The organism is Micromonospora sp. NPDC005206 (genome assembly GCF_040608175.1).
Lineage (GTDB): Bacteria > Actinomycetota > Actinomycetes > Mycobacteriales > Micromonosporaceae > Micromonospora.
In genome coordinates, this window is record NZ_JBEXHU010000005.1 from 15,274 (window position 1) to 30,781 (window position 15,508).

15 protein-coding genes are annotated in these 15,508 nt (G+C 72.5%); 13 read left to right on the forward strand and 2 right to left on the reverse strand.

Features of this window, described 5'->3' with window-relative positions; translation table 11 throughout:
- Positions 1-250: 250 nt before the first annotated feature.
- The 5 genes from ABZU69_RS08195 to ABZU69_RS08215 all read left to right on the forward strand — a co-directional run bounded on the left by ABZU69_RS08195 (position 251) and on the right by ABZU69_RS08215 (position 6,244).
- On the forward strand, positions 251-1,324 hold the full coding sequence (locus ABZU69_RS08195) for an ABC transporter ATP-binding protein (RefSeq protein WP_354964001.1): 1,074 nt from the start codon (positions 251-253) through the stop codon (positions 1,322-1,324).
- Positions 1,321-2,346 carry a dipeptide ABC transporter ATP-binding protein gene (locus ABZU69_RS08200; RefSeq protein ID WP_354963690.1) on the forward strand — a complete coding sequence of 342 codons (1,026 nt, stop codon included), beginning with the start codon at positions 1,321-1,323 and terminating at the stop codon, positions 2,344-2,346. Before ABZU69_RS08195 ends, ABZU69_RS08200 begins: the two co-directional genes overlap by 4 nt.
- Positions 2,343-3,350: an ABC transporter permease gene (locus ABZU69_RS08205; protein WP_354963691.1), complete on the forward strand. Its 1,008-nt coding sequence runs from the start codon at positions 2,343-2,345 to the stop codon at positions 3,348-3,350. Before ABZU69_RS08200 ends, ABZU69_RS08205 begins: the two co-directional genes overlap by 4 nt.
- Positions 3,351-3,359: 9 nt before the next feature.
- On the forward strand, positions 3,360-4,346 hold the full coding sequence (locus ABZU69_RS08210) for an ABC transporter permease (RefSeq protein WP_354963692.1): 987 nt from the start codon (positions 3,360-3,362) through the stop codon (positions 4,344-4,346).
- A 155-nt stretch (positions 4,347-4,501) separates the two neighbouring features.
- Positions 4,502-6,244 (forward strand): ABC transporter substrate-binding protein, encoded by a 1,743-nt coding sequence (locus ABZU69_RS08215; protein ID WP_354963693.1) that lies wholly within the window; start codon positions 4,502-4,504, stop codon positions 6,242-6,244.
- 135 nt (positions 6,245-6,379) lie between these two features.
- Here ABZU69_RS08215 and ABZU69_RS08220 read toward each other — a convergent pair whose 3' ends face one another.
- Complete coding sequence (locus tag ABZU69_RS08220) at positions 6,380-8,524, reverse strand: prolyl oligopeptidase family serine peptidase (RefSeq protein ID WP_354963694.1); 2,145 nt, start codon at positions 8,522-8,524, stop codon at positions 6,380-6,382.
- Positions 8,525-8,610: 86 nt separating this feature from the next.
- Here ABZU69_RS08220 and mshB point away from each other — a divergent pair, with 86 nt between their 5' ends.
- The 3 genes from mshB (at position 8,611) to ABZU69_RS08235 (ending at position 10,536) form a co-directional block, all read left to right on the forward strand.
- Positions 8,611-9,537, forward strand: coding sequence for an N-acetyl-1-D-myo-inositol-2-amino-2-deoxy-alpha-D-glucopyranoside deacetylase (gene mshB / locus ABZU69_RS08225; protein ID WP_354963695.1), 927 nt, complete (start codon positions 8,611-8,613; stop codon positions 9,535-9,537).
- 17 nt (positions 9,538-9,554) lie between these two features.
- Entirely contained in the window at positions 9,555-9,989 is a 435-nt protein-coding gene (locus ABZU69_RS08230; protein WP_354963696.1) for a hypothetical protein, read from the forward strand.
- Positions 9,990-10,071: 82 nt separating this feature from the next.
- Positions 10,072-10,536 (forward strand): hypothetical protein, encoded by a 465-nt coding sequence (locus ABZU69_RS08235; RefSeq protein WP_354963697.1) that lies wholly within the window; start codon positions 10,072-10,074, stop codon positions 10,534-10,536.
- A gap of 148 nt (positions 10,537-10,684) precedes the next feature.
- Here the strand turns inward: ABZU69_RS08235 and ABZU69_RS08240 are convergent, their stop codons facing one another.
- A complete protein-coding gene (locus tag ABZU69_RS08240) occupies positions 10,685-11,650 on the reverse strand; it encodes a GNAT family N-acetyltransferase (RefSeq protein ID WP_354963698.1) in 966 nt (321 codons plus the stop codon).
- 79 nt (positions 11,651-11,729) lie between these two features.
- On the opposite strand from ABZU69_RS08240, the gene fdxA reads away from it, so the two are divergent.
- The 5 genes from fdxA to ABZU69_RS08265 are packed head-to-tail and all read left to right on the forward strand — an operon-like array spanning position 11,730 to position 15,499.
- Positions 11,730-12,056 carry a ferredoxin gene (gene fdxA / locus ABZU69_RS08245; RefSeq protein ID WP_007464872.1) on the forward strand — a complete coding sequence of 109 codons (327 nt, stop codon included), beginning with the start codon at positions 11,730-11,732 and terminating at the stop codon, positions 12,054-12,056.
- Positions 12,053-13,159 carry a succinyldiaminopimelate transaminase gene (dapC, locus tag ABZU69_RS08250; protein ID WP_354964002.1) on the forward strand — a complete coding sequence of 369 codons (1,107 nt, stop codon included), beginning with the start codon at positions 12,053-12,055 and terminating at the stop codon, positions 13,157-13,159. The genes fdxA and dapC overlap by 4 nt, the downstream gene beginning before the upstream one ends.
- A 15-nt stretch (positions 13,160-13,174) precedes the next feature.
- Entirely contained in the window at positions 13,175-14,203 is a 1,029-nt protein-coding gene (locus tag ABZU69_RS08255; RefSeq protein WP_354963699.1) for a prephenate dehydrogenase/arogenate dehydrogenase family protein, read from the forward strand.
- Between the two features lie 10 nt (positions 14,204-14,213).
- Positions 14,214-14,852, forward strand: coding sequence for an SIMPL domain-containing protein (locus tag ABZU69_RS08260; RefSeq protein WP_354963700.1), 639 nt, complete (start codon positions 14,214-14,216; stop codon positions 14,850-14,852).
- Positions 14,852-15,499, forward strand: a complete 648-nt coding sequence (locus tag ABZU69_RS08265) for a nucleoside/nucleotide kinase family protein (protein ID WP_354963701.1) — start codon at positions 14,852-14,854, stop codon at positions 15,497-15,499. Before ABZU69_RS08260 ends, ABZU69_RS08265 begins: the two co-directional genes overlap by 1 nt.
- Positions 15,500-15,508 lie beyond the last annotated feature (9 nt).

Consider the following 15,508-nt stretch of genomic DNA (forward strand, 5'->3'; position numbering starts at 1 on the left):
AAGTGCAGCTGAGGTGGCGTCACCGAGGTCGCACCTGAGGTGCGAGCACGGCATGAATGGCCATGGATGGCGAGGTGAGGGGTGTTCAGGCCGATGCCGACTCGTTACGCTCGGGCCCGCTGACAGGTGCCGACTTTGTAGCTTATTTTCACCCTCGGGACTTTCCTGTAAGTTCTCTTCGTCACTGAGGGAGGCGGCCGTGGACAGCTCGGATCCGGCGCCGTCCGGGGAACCGGACGACCGTCCCACCGTGCCGGTGCAGCGCTCCGACCAGGACGCCTACCTGCGGGTGACCGACCTGCGGGTCCGGTTCGACACCGAGGACGGCGTGGTGCGCGCGGTCGACGGGGTGTCGTTCGCCGTCGAGCGGGGTCGCACCCTCGGCATCGTCGGCGAGTCCGGCTCCGGCAAGAGCGTCACCTCGCTGGCCATCCTCGGCCTGCACGATCCCAAGCGGACGACCATCACCGGCGAGATTTCGGTCGGCGGCCGGCAGGTGGTGGGCCTCGGAGACGAGGAGGTACGCCGGCTGCGCGGCCGCGACATGGCGATGATCTTCCAGGACCCGCTCTCCGCGCTGCACCCGTACTACACCGTGGGCCGGCAGATCGCCGAGGCGTACCGGGTGCACCACCCGAAGGCCAGCCGGCGAGAGGCCCGCCAGCGGGCGGTGGACATGCTGGACCGGGTCGGCATCCCACAGCCGGCGCGTCGCTTCGACCAGTACCCGCACGAGTTCTCCGGCGGCATGCGCCAGCGGGCGATGATCGCCATGGCGCTGGTCAACGACCCGGCCCTGCTGATCGCCGACGAGCCGACCACCGCGCTGGACGTCACCGTGCAGGCGCAGATCCTGGACCTGCTCGCCGACCTCCAGGCCGAGTTCCACTCCGCGATCATCCTGATCACCCACGACCTCGGCGTGGTCGGCCAGGTCGCCGACGAGGTGCTGGTGATGTACGGCGGTCGCGCCGTGGAGCGCGGCAGCGTCGAGCAGGTGCTCCGCTCGCCGCAGCACCCGTACACCTGGGGGTTGCTCTCCAGCGTGCCGTCGCTGCACGGCGACGCGGACGCGGACCTGCTGCCGATCCAGGGCAACCCGCCCAGCCTCATCAACCTGCCGCCCGGCTGCGCCTTCCACCCGCGCTGCCGTTACGCGGACCGCCCCGGGGACCGGGCCCGCACCGAGGTGCCCGAGCTGCGCCCCGCGGGCGCAACCGGCTCAGCCGGCGCGGACGGCCACCTGGTCGCCTGCCACCTGACCGCCGAGGAGCGCAGCACGCTCTACGCCGAGGACGTCGCATCCGTGGGGGTGGCCCGATGACCGATCAGCCGCTGCTGCGGGTACGCGGCCTGACCAAGCACTTCCCGGTACGCCAGGGGCTGCGCGCCACCGGTCTGGTGCAGGCGGTGGACGGGCTCGACTTCGACGTGCGCCCGGGCGAGACGCTCGGCCTGGTGGGGGAGTCCGGCTGCGGCAAGACCACCACCGGTCGAATGTTGGTGCGGTTGCTGGAGCCGACCGCCGGCAGCATCGAGTTCGATGGACGGGACATCACGCACGCCGGCCGGCGCGAGCTGCGCCCGCTGCGCCAGGACCTTCAGATCATCTTCCAGGACCCGTACGCCTCCCTGAACCCCCGGCACACCGTGGGCCGGATCGTGGCGATGCCCCTGCAGGTCAACGGGATCAAGCCGCCGGGTGGGATCAAGGCCCGCGTGCAGGAGCTGCTGGAGCTGGTCGGGTTGAACCCGGAGCACTACAACCGGTACCCGCACGAGTTCTCCGGTGGCCAGCGCCAGCGCATCGGCATCGCCCGTGCGCTGGCCCTGCGGCCCAAGCTGATCGTCGCCGACGAGCCGGTCTCGGCGCTGGACGTCTCGATCCAGGCGCAGGTGGTCAACCTGCTGCGGGACCTGCAACGGGACCTGGGCCTGGCGTTCGTGTTCATCGCCCACGACCTGGCCGTGGTCCGGCACTTCTGTCAGCGGGTCGCGGTGATGTACCTGGGGCGGATTGTGGAGATCGGCGACCGGGCGGACATCTACGAGCGTCCGCAGCACCCGTACACCCGGGCGCTGCTCTCGGCGATCCCGGACGTCACCCGGCTCGGCCCGGGGGGCCGGATCCGGTTGACCGGCGACGTGCCCACCCCGCTCGACCCGCCGTCGGGCTGCCGGTTCCGCACCCGCTGCTGGAAGGCGCAGGACATCTGCGCCACCGAGGAGCCGGCGCTGGTGCCGCGCGACGGCGGCGACCAGGCCACCGCGTGTCACTTCCCGGAAGCGGGAGGGGCCCCCGCAGGGGAGGCCGCCGACGCGATCGTCGAGGAGGTGTCGCCGTGAGCCTGTCCCCGGTGGAGGGTGTGGCGCTGGCCGAGATCGAGTCCGGCACGGGCGCGGGCGGTCCGGAGGTCAAGGGTGTGGTCGGCCGCTCGCCCGGCCAGCTCGCCTGGCTCCGGCTGCGCCGCGACCGTACGGCCATCGTCAGCGGCGCGCTGCTGATCTTCTTCGTTCTGCTGGCGCTCGCCGCCCCGCTGGTCGAGATGGTCTACGGGGTCGGCCCCCGTGACCAGTTCCAGAAGCTGTTGGACAACTTCGGCATGCCGTTGGGCTACGCCGGCGGTGTCACCGGGGACCACTGGTTCGGTCTGGAGCCGGGGCTGGGCCGGGACATCTTCATCCGGTTGATCTATGGGCTGCGGACCTCGCTCTTCATCGCGTTCGCCGCGGCCCTGATCACCGCGACGATCGGCATCGTGCTCGGCGCCCTCGCCGGCTACCTGGGCGGCTGGCTCGACGCGGTCATCAACTGGATCACCGACCTGACCCTGGCCATGCCGTTCCTGATCATCGCGCTGGCGCTCACCCCCACCCTGACGCTGCGCTTCTACGGCGAGCGGGGGCAGGTGTCGGCGGCCTTCGGGGTGGGCGTGCTGATCGCCGTATTCGCCATCTTCGGCTGGACCAGTACGGCCCGACTGGTGCGTGGGCAGGTGATCGCGCTGCGCGAGCGGGAGTTCGTGGAGGCGGCCAAGGCCAGCGGCGCCGGGCTCGGGCACATGCTCTTCCGGCAGTTGCTGCCGAACATCTGGGCGCCGATCCTGGTCTCGTTCTCGCTGGCGGTGCCGCAGTTCATCACCAGCGAGGCAGCGCTCTCGTTCATCGGCGTCGGCCTCAGCGACGAGACCCCGAGCTTCGGCCGGATGATCTACGACAGTCTGGACTTCCTCCAGACCGACCCGGCGTACGTGTTCTTCCCGGGCATCACGATCTTCGCGCTGGTGTTCGCCTTCAACCTTTTCGGCGACGCGTTGCGTGACGCGCTCGACCCGAAGTCGTCCCGGTAGGGGTTTTCCATGGCGCGATTTCTGATCAAGCGGCTCTTCTCCGCCACGCTGACCCTCTTCGCGGTCAGCGTGCTGACCTTCCTGATGTTCTTCGCCCTGCCGCGTGACCCGGTCACCGGCATGTGCCCGAAGAACTGCAACCCGGAGCGGCTGGAGCGGGTCCGGACCGAGTTGGGCCTGAACGACCCGCTGATCAGCCAGTACGCCGGCTACATGAAGGGCATCGTGGCCGGACGGGACCTGGGCAGCGCCCAGGGCGGCCGGTGTGACGCGCCCTGCCTGGGCTGGTCGTACGTCACCAACGAGGCGGTCTCGGACACCATCGCCCGGGTGCTGCCGGTGACGCTGAGCATCGTGATCCCGGCGGCCATCCTCTGGCTGCTGCTCGGGGTTGGTCTGGGCATGGTCTCCGCGCTGCGCCGGGGCACCTGGCTGGACCGGCTGGCGATCGGCTTCTCCCTGACCGGCGCCTCGTTGCAGCTCTACTTCGTGGGCGCGGTGCTGCTGCTGGTGTTCGTCTACAACCTGCGGCTGCTGCCGGTGCCCAGCTACACCTCGATCTTCGACAGTCCGGGGAAGTGGGCCAGTGGGCTGGTGCTGGCCTGGGTCGCGCTGGCCTTCCTGTTCTCGGCCATCTACGCCCGGCTGTCCCGGGCGCAGATGCTGGAGACGTTGTCGGAGGACTTCGTCCGCACCGCGCGGGCCAAGGGCCTGGCGAAACCCAAGGTGTACGGGCGGCACGCGCTGCGCGCGGCGATCACCCCGGTGGTGACGATCGCCGGCCTGGACGTCGGTGGCGCGCTCGGTGGCACCGTCATCACCGAGACGACCTTCGGCATCCAGGGGCTGGGGCGTACCGCGGTGGATGCGGTGCGCTCGGGCGACCTGCCCACCATCATGGCCACCGTGCTGATCGCGGCCGTCTTCGTGGTGCTGGCGAACGTGCTGGTGGATCTGCTCTACGCGGCCATCGACCCGCGGGTCCGGCTGCACTGAACCCGGCCGTCGATCTGGGTGTCCACCACCCGGATGGCGGCGAAATTTATCGACAACTGTTACACAATTCGTAGGTTTTCTTCTTTACGATCCTCGAGACGTCGGCGGTTCTCGCCCCGACGGACCGCACGGCACATTGATGAAGGAGGTACTTCATGCGACCACGCGTGGCGGCCGCCGTAGGCGGCGCGATCGCTCTGGTTGTGGCATTGGGTGCGTGCTCGGAGAACACGGGCGAGGGCACCACGGTGGACACCGAGCGGAAGCAGACCGGGGTCATCGCGACCGACCCCAAGGACTCCCAGGGCCCGGCGGCCGAGGTGAGCGGCGCCCAGAAGGGCGGCACGTTCACCATCATCCGCGAGACGCCGATCTCCCACCTGGACCCGCAGCGGACGTACTCGTTCGCCGGTCTGATGGCGAACCCGCTCTTCGCTCGCTACCTGACCACCTGGAAGGACGACGGCAAGGGCGGCCTCGTTCTCGTCGGTGACCTGGCCGAGACGCCGGGCACCAATGTCAACAAGGACTGCAAGGTCTGGGAATTCAAGATCAAGGACGGGGTGAAGTTCGAGGACGGCCGCCCGATCACCTCCAAGGAGATCGCGTACGGCATCGCCCGCTCCTTCGACCCGGACCTCTCCGGTGGCCCGACCTACATTCAGGAGTGGCTGGCCGACACCGCCCAGTTCGACACCAAGTGGGACTTCAAGAAGAACAAGACGTCGCTGCCGCCCGGGCTGACCACGCCGGACGAGAAGACGCTGCGCTTCGAGTTCGCCAAGCCCCGCTGTGACCTGCCGTTCGCGGTCTCGCTGCCGACCACCGCGCCGCTGCCTCCGGACAAGGACACCGGCGTCAACCTGGACCAGAAGCCGTTCTCCTCCGGTCCCTACAAGATCGCCAAGAACCAGACCGGCGTACAGCTCACCCTGGACCGCAATCCCAACTGGGACCCGGCCACCGACGCGGTGCGCCACCAGTACCCGGACCAGTTCGTGTGGAGCTTCGGCCCGACCGCGGACGCCGCCAACAACCGGGTGATCGCCGACAACGGGGCCGACCAGAGCGCGCTGGCCTGGAACTACGTGCCGGCCTCGCTGGTCGCCAAGGTGGCCGGGGACGCGGCGCTGAAGTCCCGCACCATCCTCTCCCCGACGCCGAGCACCAACCAGCTCCTGATCAACAACCAGCGGGTCACCGACCTGAAGGTCCGCCAGGCGCTCAACTACGCCATCGACCGGGAGGGCCTGATCAAGGCGATGGGCGGGCAGACCATCGCCGCGCCGCTGACCACGCTGATGCCGCCAGCCACGATCGGCTTCAAGGCGTACGACGCGTACCCGGCCGGTGCGAACGGCAACGTCGACAAGGCCAAGGAGCTGCTCGGCGGAAAGACGCCGGAGCTGGTCCTCGGCGTCGCCGACAACTCGACGGAGCAGCAGCAGGGCGCCCAGCTCAAGGCCAACCTGGAGCGGGCCGGCTTCAAGATCACGCTTCGCAACATCCCGGACGACGCGAAGCTCGACGAGGTCAAGAAGAAGAACAACCCCTGGGACCTGTACATCGGCAACTGGGCGGCGGACTGGCCGAGCGGCGCGTCGATCCTGCCGGTGCTCTACGACGGCCGCACCATCAAGGCCGAGGGCAACAGCAACAGCGCGTACTTCAACGACCCGGCGGTCAACACCGAGATCGACCGGATCCTCGCGCTCGAGCCGGGCGCTCAGGGGCCTGAGTGGGCCAAGCTCGATGAGCGGATCATGAAGGAGCAGGCCCCGGTGGTGCCGCTCTTCGTCGACGTGGCCTACGCGGTGCACGGGTCCAAGGCGGGTGGCGTCTTCATCTCCAGCGTCTTCGGCTACCCGTCGTTTGTCGACGCGCACGTCAAGCCGTAAGTCACATCGCAGGCAGGCAGGGTCCCCTCCCGACAGCGTCGTCGGAAGGGGGCCCTTGCCGTTCACACCGAACAGGTGCCCCAACGACGATCACCCAGCTCGCTATCGCCCTCGGGGTTTTCTGAACACGACAGTTCACAGCAGGTGGGTACGGAGGAAATCGAGTTCCAGAGGGAGCAGGCGCTCCGCGGTGCCGTTCGCGGCCATGTGGGTGGCGCCGGTCAGCGGCAGCACGGCGTGCGGCCGGCCGGTGTTCAGCAGGGCCGCGGAGAGCCGGAGCGTGTGCGCGGCCACCACGTTGTCGTCGGCCAGGCCGTGCACCAGCAGCAACGGCCGGGCCTGGTCTGGACCGATGACCGGCTCGGCGGCCAGCTCGACCAGCGAGTGGTGCGCGTAGATGTCCGCCCCGTCCTCCGGCATCCCGAGGTAGCGCTCGGTGTACGCGGTGTCGTACAACGCCCAGTCGGTCACCGGAGCGCCGGCGATCCCGCACCGGAACAGCTCCGGGTGGCGTAGCACCGCCAGCCCGGCCAGCCAGCCCCCGAACGACCAGCCGCGCACCCCCACCCGGCCCAGGTCCAGGTCGGGGTGCTTGCCGGCGAGCGCGGTCAGCGCGTCGATCTGGTCGGTCAGGATCACGTCGGCCACCCGCCGGTGGATCGCCTTCTCGAACGACGGGGCCACTCCCGGCGTACCCCGGTTGTCGATGGTGACCACCGCGAACCCGGCGTCGGCCCACCACTGCCGTTCCAGCCAGGCGGCCCGGGCGGCCACGACCTCCTGGTGCCCCGGACCGCCGTAGACGTCCAGCAGCACGGGCAACCGCCGGCCCGTCACGTGGTTGTCCGGGTAGAGCACCGCCGCCGGCAGCCGCCGGTCGGTCACCCGTTCCAGCAGCGGCAGTGGCGAATACGGAGGGGTGGCGGCCAGCGACCGCAGCTCGGCCAACTCCTGGTCGCCGCGGCGGACCGTCCACCGCACCCCGGCGTGGTCCAGCGAGGCGACCCCGACGACCAGCACGTCCCCGCCGACGGCGGCGGTGTGCCAGCCGGAGTCGGTGGTGAGCCGGCGGGCGTCCACCCCGCCGCCGATGGTGGTGCGGACCCGGAACAGGTGCCGCTCGCTCGGCTCGCCGTCACTCGCCTCGACCAGCAGGTCGGCCGGGCCGGTGCCGGCGGGGAGCCGGCCCACCACCCGCCGCACGTACAGCGACGGCGGGGTGAGCAGGGTGCCGTCGGCGAACAGGCACCGCGCGTCGTACCCGTCGTGGGCCAGCTCGCCACCGACCAGCACCCGGCCGTCCGGCAGGTGCGCCGGTGTGCCGGCGATCGGCTCGACCCAGCGCGGATCAGCCAGTTCGGCGTGCACCTGCGTCTCACCGGTCCTGGGGTCCACCGCGAGCACCAGGCCGTGCTGCTGCGAGCGGCGCAGCACGGTGATCAGCGGGCTGCCCTCGGCCCAGCTGACCCCGGTCAGGTACGGGTAGGTCTCCCGGTCCCAGTGCACGTCGACCCAGCCGTCGTCCAGGTCCAGCAGGTGCAGGCTGACCTCCGCGTTCGGCCCACCGGCCCGGGGGTACGCGACGGCGGTCGGCGGGCTCGCCGGATCGGCCGGGTCGTGCAGGTGCCAGCGGTCCAGTCGGGACTCGTCGACCCGGGCCGCGAGCACCGAGCCGCCGTCCGGCGCCCACCAGTAGCCCCGGAACCGCCCGAACTCCTCGGCCGCGATGTGCTCGGCCAGCCCCCAGCTCACACCGGCGTCCTCGCCGGCCAGCAGGGTGTCGGTGCCGTCGGCGTCGATCAGCCGGAGCTCGCCCCGGCGGATTCCCTCGGCCGCGTCGGTCACGTACGCCAGCCGCTGCCCGGTCGGGTCCGGCCGTGGGTCCAGCACCGGGCCGACGGTGGCCACCTCCACCACGTCGCCGTGCACCAGGTCGGCCCGGAACAGCCGGCCGGCGAGCGCGAACACCGCCACCCGACCGGCGGCGTCCAGGGCGTACGAGCCGATGCCGGCGGCGCTGAGCCGCAGCCGCTCGCGTAGCGCGCGCTCACCGGGGGAGAGCGCCCCGGCGTCGCCGTCGGCGCCCAGCAGGGTGGCCGGGTCGGCGACCAGCCGCTCCTCGGCGGTGGCCACATCGAGCAGCCAGAGCGCGTCCGCCGGATCCTCCGGGCCGCCGGAGCGCAGGAAGATCACCCGGGAGCCGTCCTCGGCCACGGAGACAGCACGCGGCGCGCCGTGGCTGAACCGGCGGGTGCGGGCGGCCAGCTCCGGAAAGTCCACAGGCCAAATCGTAGAGCCGCGCCGGGCGTGATGTGGCCGACCTGGGCGGACGCGTCTACGGCCGCGGGCCGGAACCGCCGGTTAGAGTGACCGTCGTGACGATGCTGCCCGACCGCCGCCTGCTGCTGGTCCACGCGCACCCCGACGACGAGTCGATCGGCACCGGCTCGACGATGGCCCACTACGCCGCCAACGGCGCCCACGTCACGCTGGTGACCTGCACCCTCGGCGAGGAGGGCGAGATCCACGTGCCGGAGCTGGCCCAGCTCGCCGCCGCCGGGGCCGACCAGCTCGGCGGGTACCGGATCGGTGAGCTGGCCGCCGCGTGCGCCGCGCTCGGCGTCACCGACCACCGCTTCCTCGGCGGCGCCGGCCGCTACCGCGACTCGGGAATGATGGGGCTCGCGACCAACGAGCACCTTCGCGCCTTCTGGCAGGCCGACCTGGACGAGGCCGCCGGGCACCTGGTGGAGATTCTGCGGGAGGTCCGCCCGCAGGTGCTCATCACGTACGACCCGAACGGCTTCTACGGCCACCCCGACCACATCCAGGCGCACCGGGTGGCGATGCGCGCCGTCGAGCTGGCCGCCGCCGAGGGCTGCGCCCCCGCCAAGGTCTACTGGACGGCCATGCCGCGCAGCGTGCTGGAGGCCGGAATGACGCACTTCGCCGAATCCTCGGACAACCCGTTCGCCGGCATCCAGGACATCGCCGACCTGCCCTTCGGCACCCCGGACGACCAGATCGCCGCCCGGATCGACGCGACGGAGCAGCACACCGTGAAGGAGGCCGCGATGCGGGCGCACGCCACGCAGATCCCGGCCACCTCCTGGCTCTACTCGATCGCCGGCAACTTCGGCGGCGAGTTCATGGGCGTGGAGTTCTTCACGCTCGCGGTCGGCGAGAAGGGCCCCGGCGCCGGCCGGTACGGCTGGGAGGACGACCTCTTCGCCGGGCTGTCCGAGGAGGGCGCCCCGGGCCGGCTCCCGGTCGTCGCGGCCGGTCTCCGGTGACCCTGCCCGTCGCCCCGATGTCGGTCGTGCAAGGCCAGGACGCTCCGCCTCCGGCGGGGCCGCCCCCGCGCCTGCTGGACCTGGGCCTGCGGTTGGCCGGCGCGATCGTCGTGGTGGTGGCCGGGGTGCTGACCGGGGTGCTGGAGCTGTTGTTCTCCACGGTCCGGGTCGGGGGGCAGCTGATCGGCGTGTCGGCGCTGCTCGCCGTCGGGGCCAACATCGCGCTGAGCTGGTTCGCGTACGAGGTGGTCGGCCGCCGGTGGGCGGTGGCGCTGCCCGCGGTGCCGTGGTTCGTGCTGATGGCGGTGGCCGCCGTCCGGACCAGCGAGGGCGACCTGCTGCTGGCTGGCGACAACTGGGTCGGCCTGGCCATGATCGTCGCCGGGGCGATGACCTTCGCGGTGATGGGGTTCCGGCAGATCCTCGCCGCTCCGCCCGCACTGGGCGGCTGATGACGCCACCCAGGTACGGGTGGTAGATATCTCTGCCAGAGATGCGTGCCCCTCGACGGGGCGTACAGCAGGAGGTCGTGCGGTGGACGGACGGTGGCGTGACGTCGGAGTGCTCGCGGGAGCGCTGTTCGCGGTCAACGTGTTGGCCCGGCTGATCATCCGGTTCGGCTTCGACGGTGACGACACCGCCGCCGACCGGGTGTCGCTGGCGATGTTCGCGGTGATCGGGCTGATCCTGGCCGTGGTCGCCTTCCGGTGGGCTCGCCGCCGGCCGCTGGCTGACTGGGCGGCCGACATGGCCCTCGTGGTGCTGGTCGCGATGGCGCTGACCGTGCTGGTCGGGCCCCTGCTGATCGCTCACAACCCGTTCGCCGGCGGTGCGGCGACGTTCTTCGCCCAGATCTGGCTCTACCTGCTGGCCGCCGGCGCCGGAGTGGTGGTCGGCTACCTGGTCCTCACCGCGCTCGGGCGGGACTACCGCTCCCAGCAGCTCAAGCGGTACGCCGAGGTCAAGGCCGCCAAGCCGCGCCGGGTCGTCCGCCGCTGACCCGTCCGGGCAGGCGGTCCGGATGGGGCGGTCCGCGTCCGGCGGCGGCGGTGATCGACTCGACTTCGCGGAAGTCGGGGGGTCCGGCCGAAGCGGACGGCCCGACTTCCGGGAACCCGAGTTGATCACGTCCGGGGTGGGCGCCGGCTCAGTGCGGAGCGACCCGGGTCAGGTAGGTGTGGTGGGTCGTGAAGCCGAGCCGCCGATAGAGCGCCACCGCGGCGGTGTTGTGCTGCTCCACCTGGAGGAAGGCGTGCGTGGCCCCGGCCGAGCCGCCCCAGTCGGCCAGCGCCGCGATCACCGTCCGCGCCAGCCCCTGACGGCGCGCCTCCGGCAGCACCTCGATCAGGCTCAACCCGAGCCAGCGGCCCTGCCCGGTCACCGTGCCCCGGCCGATGGCCACCAGCGTGCCGTCCACGTACACGTGGGCGAAGCGGACCTGGTCCACGGCGGTGAGCACGTGCCGGGCGGCGTCCGGCAGGCCACCCTTGCGCCCGGCGGCGATCGCCAGCCACGCCGTGGACGGCGCGGCCACCAGGTCGACGTCGGCTCCGGCGGCTGCTGATCCGGCCCCGGGGTCGAGGTCGACCAGCGGGAGCGGCGCGGTCTGCACCAGCGTGGGCGGGCGGCTGCCCCAGCCGCGGGTGTCCAGCTCGGCGCCGACCGGCGCGGCGAGCGGCAGCGGGGTGTTGATCAGCGCCGGTCGGCCCTGCTCGGCGTACCAGCGCTCGACCGCGTCCACCGCCGCCGGCAGCGTCCGGTCCGGGTCGCCGATCGGCAGCGCGGAGTTGGCCCGTCCGGTCCAGCCGTCGGCGGCCCGGAGCAGCCAGTCGCCGAGCCGACCCCGCGTCGGTGCCGGCCAGGCCTCGTCGGCGGCCCGTTCGAGGGCCACCACCGCGGCGGCGGTCGGTCGGCGGGTCGGCGGCACCCGCTTGGCCCGGTGCACCTGCGCCACCGGCACCCGCAGCTGACCCTGCGCGGTGGCCAGCGTGAGATGAGTCTCGCTCAGCTCCACCAGCTCGCCGAGGGCGTCCGAGAAGAGCGGCCGGCCTTCGCGAATCCCCACAATCCGGCGGACCACGATCCGGTGTCCCACATCCTGCTGTCGGAGCACGATCGACCCCCTCCCCGGCGAGATACTAGGCTCTAACCGTCGCGGGAGATCGCGGCGTGTCTTGCGGAGGAGAAGACCGGTGACCTACATCATCGCCGAGCCGTGCGTGGATGTGCTCGACAAGGCATGTATCGAGGAGTGCCCGGTCGACTGCATTTACGAGGGCAACCGGATGCTCTACATCCACCCCGACGAGTGCGTCGACTGTGGTGCCTGTGAGCCCGTCTGCCCGGTGGAGGCGATCTTCTACGAGGACGACGTCCCCGAGCAGTGGAAGGACTACACCGGCGCCAACTACGAGTTCTTCGAGGACCTGGGCTCGCCCGGGGGCGCCTCGAAGATCGGCAAGGTGGAGAAGGACGCCACGTTCGTCGCCGCGCAGCCGCCGCGCGGCGAGGGCCACTGAACAGCCCCGCGCCGGTCTCGTCGCGGCTGCCCGAGTACACCTGGGATACCCTGGCCGCCGCGGCCACCCTGGCCGCGGCGCACCCAGAGGGCCTGATCAACCTCTCCATGGGCACGCCGGTCGACCCGGTGCCCGAGGTGATCCGGCGGGCGCTGGCCGACGCGTCCGACGCTCCCGGCTACCCGTTGACCGCCGGCACCCCGGCGCTGCGGGACGCGATCGCGGCGTGGGTCGCCCGGGCCTGTGGCGCCGGGGTCGATGGTCTCGGCGTGCTGCCGACCATCGGCTCCAAGGAGCTGGTCGCCTGGCTGCCCACCCTGCTCGGCATCGGTCCCGGTGACGTGGTGGTGGTGCCGTCGATCGCGTACCCGACGTACGAGGCCGGGGTCCGGCTGGCCGGGGCCACCGTGGTCCGCGCCGACTCGCTCACCGCGGTCGGGCCGACCTCCCGGGTCCGGCTGGTCTGGGTCAACTCGCCCGGTAACCCGACCGGTCGGGTGCTGCCCGCGGCGCACCTGCGCAAGGTGGTCGACTGGGCCCGGGAACGCGGCGCGGTGGTGGCCAGCGACGAGTGCTACCTGCCGCTCGGCTGGTCGGCCGAACCGGTCTCGGTGCTGTCTCCGCAGGTCTGCGGCGGCAGCTACGCCGGGGTGCTCGCCGTGCACTCGCTCTCCAAGCGGTCCAATCTCGCCGGCTACCGGGCCGGATTCGTGGCCGGCGACCCGGCGCTCGTCGCCGAGCTGCTGAAGGTCCGCAAGCACGCCGGCATGATCGTGCCCGCTCCCGTGCAGGCGGCCATGGTGGCCGCTCTGCAGGACCAGCGGCACGCCGACGAGCAGCGGGAGCGCTACCGCGCCCGACGTGAGGTGCTGACCGCCGCGTTCACCGGCGCCGGCTTCACGGTCGAGCACTCGGAGGCCGGCCTCTACCTCTGGCTCACCCGTGGTGAGGACTGCTGGCAGACGGTCGACTGGCTGGCCCGGCGCGGCATCCTGGTCGCGGCCGGCGTCTTCTACGGCCCCACCGCCGGGCAGCACGTCCGGGTGGCGCTGACCGAGTCCGACGAGCACGTCGCCGCGGTCGCCGGCCGGCTGCGGGCCTGACCCCGGGTCCCGGTGATGACCGGCGAGGCGACCGGGCGGTACGCCGGCGTGCGGGCGGCGGTGGTCGGCACCGGCCTGATCGGCGGCTCGGTGCTGCTGCGCCTGGCCGACGCCGGCCTGGACGTGGCCGGTTGGGATCCCGACCCGGCGACCCGCGACCGGGCCCGGGCCGCGGGGCTGGTCGCGCCGGACACGGTCGAGCAGGCCGTGGCCGGCCGGGACGTGGTCTTCCTTAGCGGCCCGCTGCCCACCCTGCCCGGGACGCTGGCCCAGGTCTCCGCCGCGACCGCGCCGGGCTGTGTGCTGACCGACGTCGGCAGCACCAAGGTCGACGTGGCCGAGGCGGCCGAGCGGCTCGGGCTCACCGACCGGTTCGTGCCCGGGCACCCCATGGCCGGCGCGGAGTCCGCCGGCCTGACCGCCGCCTCCACGACGCTGTTGGCCGGCGCCGCCTGGGTGCTCTGCCCGGCGCCGGGCGCGGCGACGCACGCCTTCCGCTGGCTGACCGGGCTGCTCGTGGAGCTGTTCGGTGCCCGGGTGGTGCCGATGTCCGCGCCGGCGCACGACTCGGCGGCCGCGCTCGCCTCGCACGTGCCGCACCTGCTGGCCGGGGCGTTGGCCGGGGCGGTGCAGCGGGCGCCGCTGCGCGACGCGGTGCTGGCGCTCGCCGCCGGCAGCTTCCGGGACGGCACCCGGGTCGCCGGCACCCCGGCGGAGCGGACCGCGAACATGCTGCTCGGCAACCGGGCCCGGGTGCTGCACGAGTTGGCCGAGGTGAGCGAATTCCTGGACGGGCTGGCGGCGGCGCTGCGGGCCGGTGACGCCGCGGCGCTCACCGCTCGGTACGCGGAGGCCGCCGCGGCCCGGTCGGCGCTGCTCGACCCCCGGTACGCCGGGCGGGACCGGGAGTTCCCGGCCGACGGCGACCATTCCGCGGAGGTGACCTGGCTGTGGGGGCTGGGCGAGGCGGGCGGGCACCTGACCGGGTGCCGGGTTGGAGCGACAACGGTCTCCTACACCGCGTGGCTTCCCTCGGCTGACTAGGCTCAGAGGTATGGCGGTGGATGGCCCGGTGGTGCAGGTGCGCGGCGAGGCGTACCGGGAGGTGCCGCCCGAGCTGGCCCGGTTCTCGGTCACCGCGACGGCCCGGGACCGGGACCGGGAGGCCACGCTGACCCGGCTCGCTGAGCGGGCCGCCGCCGTCCGGGTTCTGCTGGACAGCTCCGAGCCGGTCGTGGTCCGGCGGGAGACCGGCGACCTGCGGGTCCGGCCGGAGACCCGGCGTTCGGGCGAGCGGGTGGTGGCCTGGCACGGGAGTGTCACCACCACGGTCACCGTCACCGACTTCACCGCCCTGGGTGAGCTGATGCTCCGGCTGGCCGACCAGGACCAGGTCGAGGTGGCCGGTCCCTGGTGGGAGCTGCGCCCGGACAGCCCCGCCCACCGCGAGGCGCGGCACGCCGCGATCACCGACGCGCTGCTGCGTGCCCGGGAGTACGCCGAGGCGCTGGGCGCCCGGGTCACCTCGCTGATCGAGCTGGCCGACGCCGGCCCGGGCGATCGGCCGATGTTCGCCCGCGCGGCGTACGACGGGGGCGGCGGCGGGCCGGAGCTGGAGCTGGACCCGCAGCCACAGACCGTGCAGGCGACCGTGCGGGCGCGGTTCACCATCAGCGACCCGGTTCTGGACTGATGCCGCCGGCCCGGGTGCTCTCCGTCGACGAGCTGGTGGCGCGGGCGCGCGTGCTGGCTGAGGCCGGTCCGCGGCAACTGCTCGGCATCGCCGGGGCGCCGGGCGCCGGGAAGTCCACGTTGGCCGAGCAGATCGTCGCCGGGGTCGGTCCGACCGCACGGCTGGTGCCGATGGACGGCTTCCACCTGGCGCAGTCACAGCTGGTCCGGCTGGGCCGCGCCGATCGCAAGGGCGCGGTGGACACCTTCGACGCCAACGGGTATGTCTCGCTGCTGCGCCGGTTGCACCGGCTGGAGCCGACCTCGGTCTACGTGCCGGAGTTCCGCCGGGCCCTGGAGGAGCCGGTGGCCGGGGCCATCGAGGTGCCGCCCTCGGTCCGGCTGGTGGTGACCGAGGGCAACTACCTGCTGCTGCCGGACTTCCCATGGCAGGAGATCCGGTCGCTGCTGCACGAGGCCTGGTTCCTCGATCTGGACGCCGAGGTGCGGCAGCGCCGGCTGGTCGCCCGGCACGAGGCGTTCGGGCGGTCGCTGGAGCAGGCGCGGGCGTGGGCGCTGGGCAGCGACGAGTCCAACGCCTCCCTGGTCACTGGCACCGCTGACGGCGCCGACCTGGTGGTGCGCCTGCCCGAGCCGCCCTCGCCCTGACCGGAGCGC

Excerpts from the sequence above, each read along its gene's own strand:
- ABZU69_RS08265 (WP_354963701.1), top strand. The coding sequence starts at position 14,852 with ATGCCGCCGGCCCGGGTGCTCTCCGTCGACGAGCTGGTGGCGCGGGCG.
- ABZU69_RS08230 (WP_354963696.1), top strand. The coding sequence starts at position 9,555 with ATGTCGGTCGTGCAAGGCCAGGACGCTCCGCCTCCGGCGGGGCCGCCC.
- ABZU69_RS08260 (WP_354963700.1), top strand. The coding sequence starts at position 14,214 with ATGGCGGTGGATGGCCCGGTGGTGCAGGTGCGCGGCGAGGCGTACCGG.
- ABZU69_RS08255 (WP_354963699.1), top strand. The coding sequence starts at position 13,175 with ATGACCGGCGAGGCGACCGGGCGGTACGCCGGCGTGCGGGCGGCGGTG.
- ABZU69_RS08200 (WP_354963690.1), top strand. The coding sequence starts at position 1,321 with ATGACCGATCAGCCGCTGCTGCGGGTACGCGGCCTGACCAAGCACTTC.
- ABZU69_RS08215 (WP_354963693.1), top strand. The coding sequence starts at position 4,502 with ATGCGACCACGCGTGGCGGCCGCCGTAGGCGGCGCGATCGCTCTGGTT.
- ABZU69_RS08210 (WP_354963692.1), top strand. The coding sequence starts at position 3,360 with ATGGCGCGATTTCTGATCAAGCGGCTCTTCTCCGCCACGCTGACCCTC.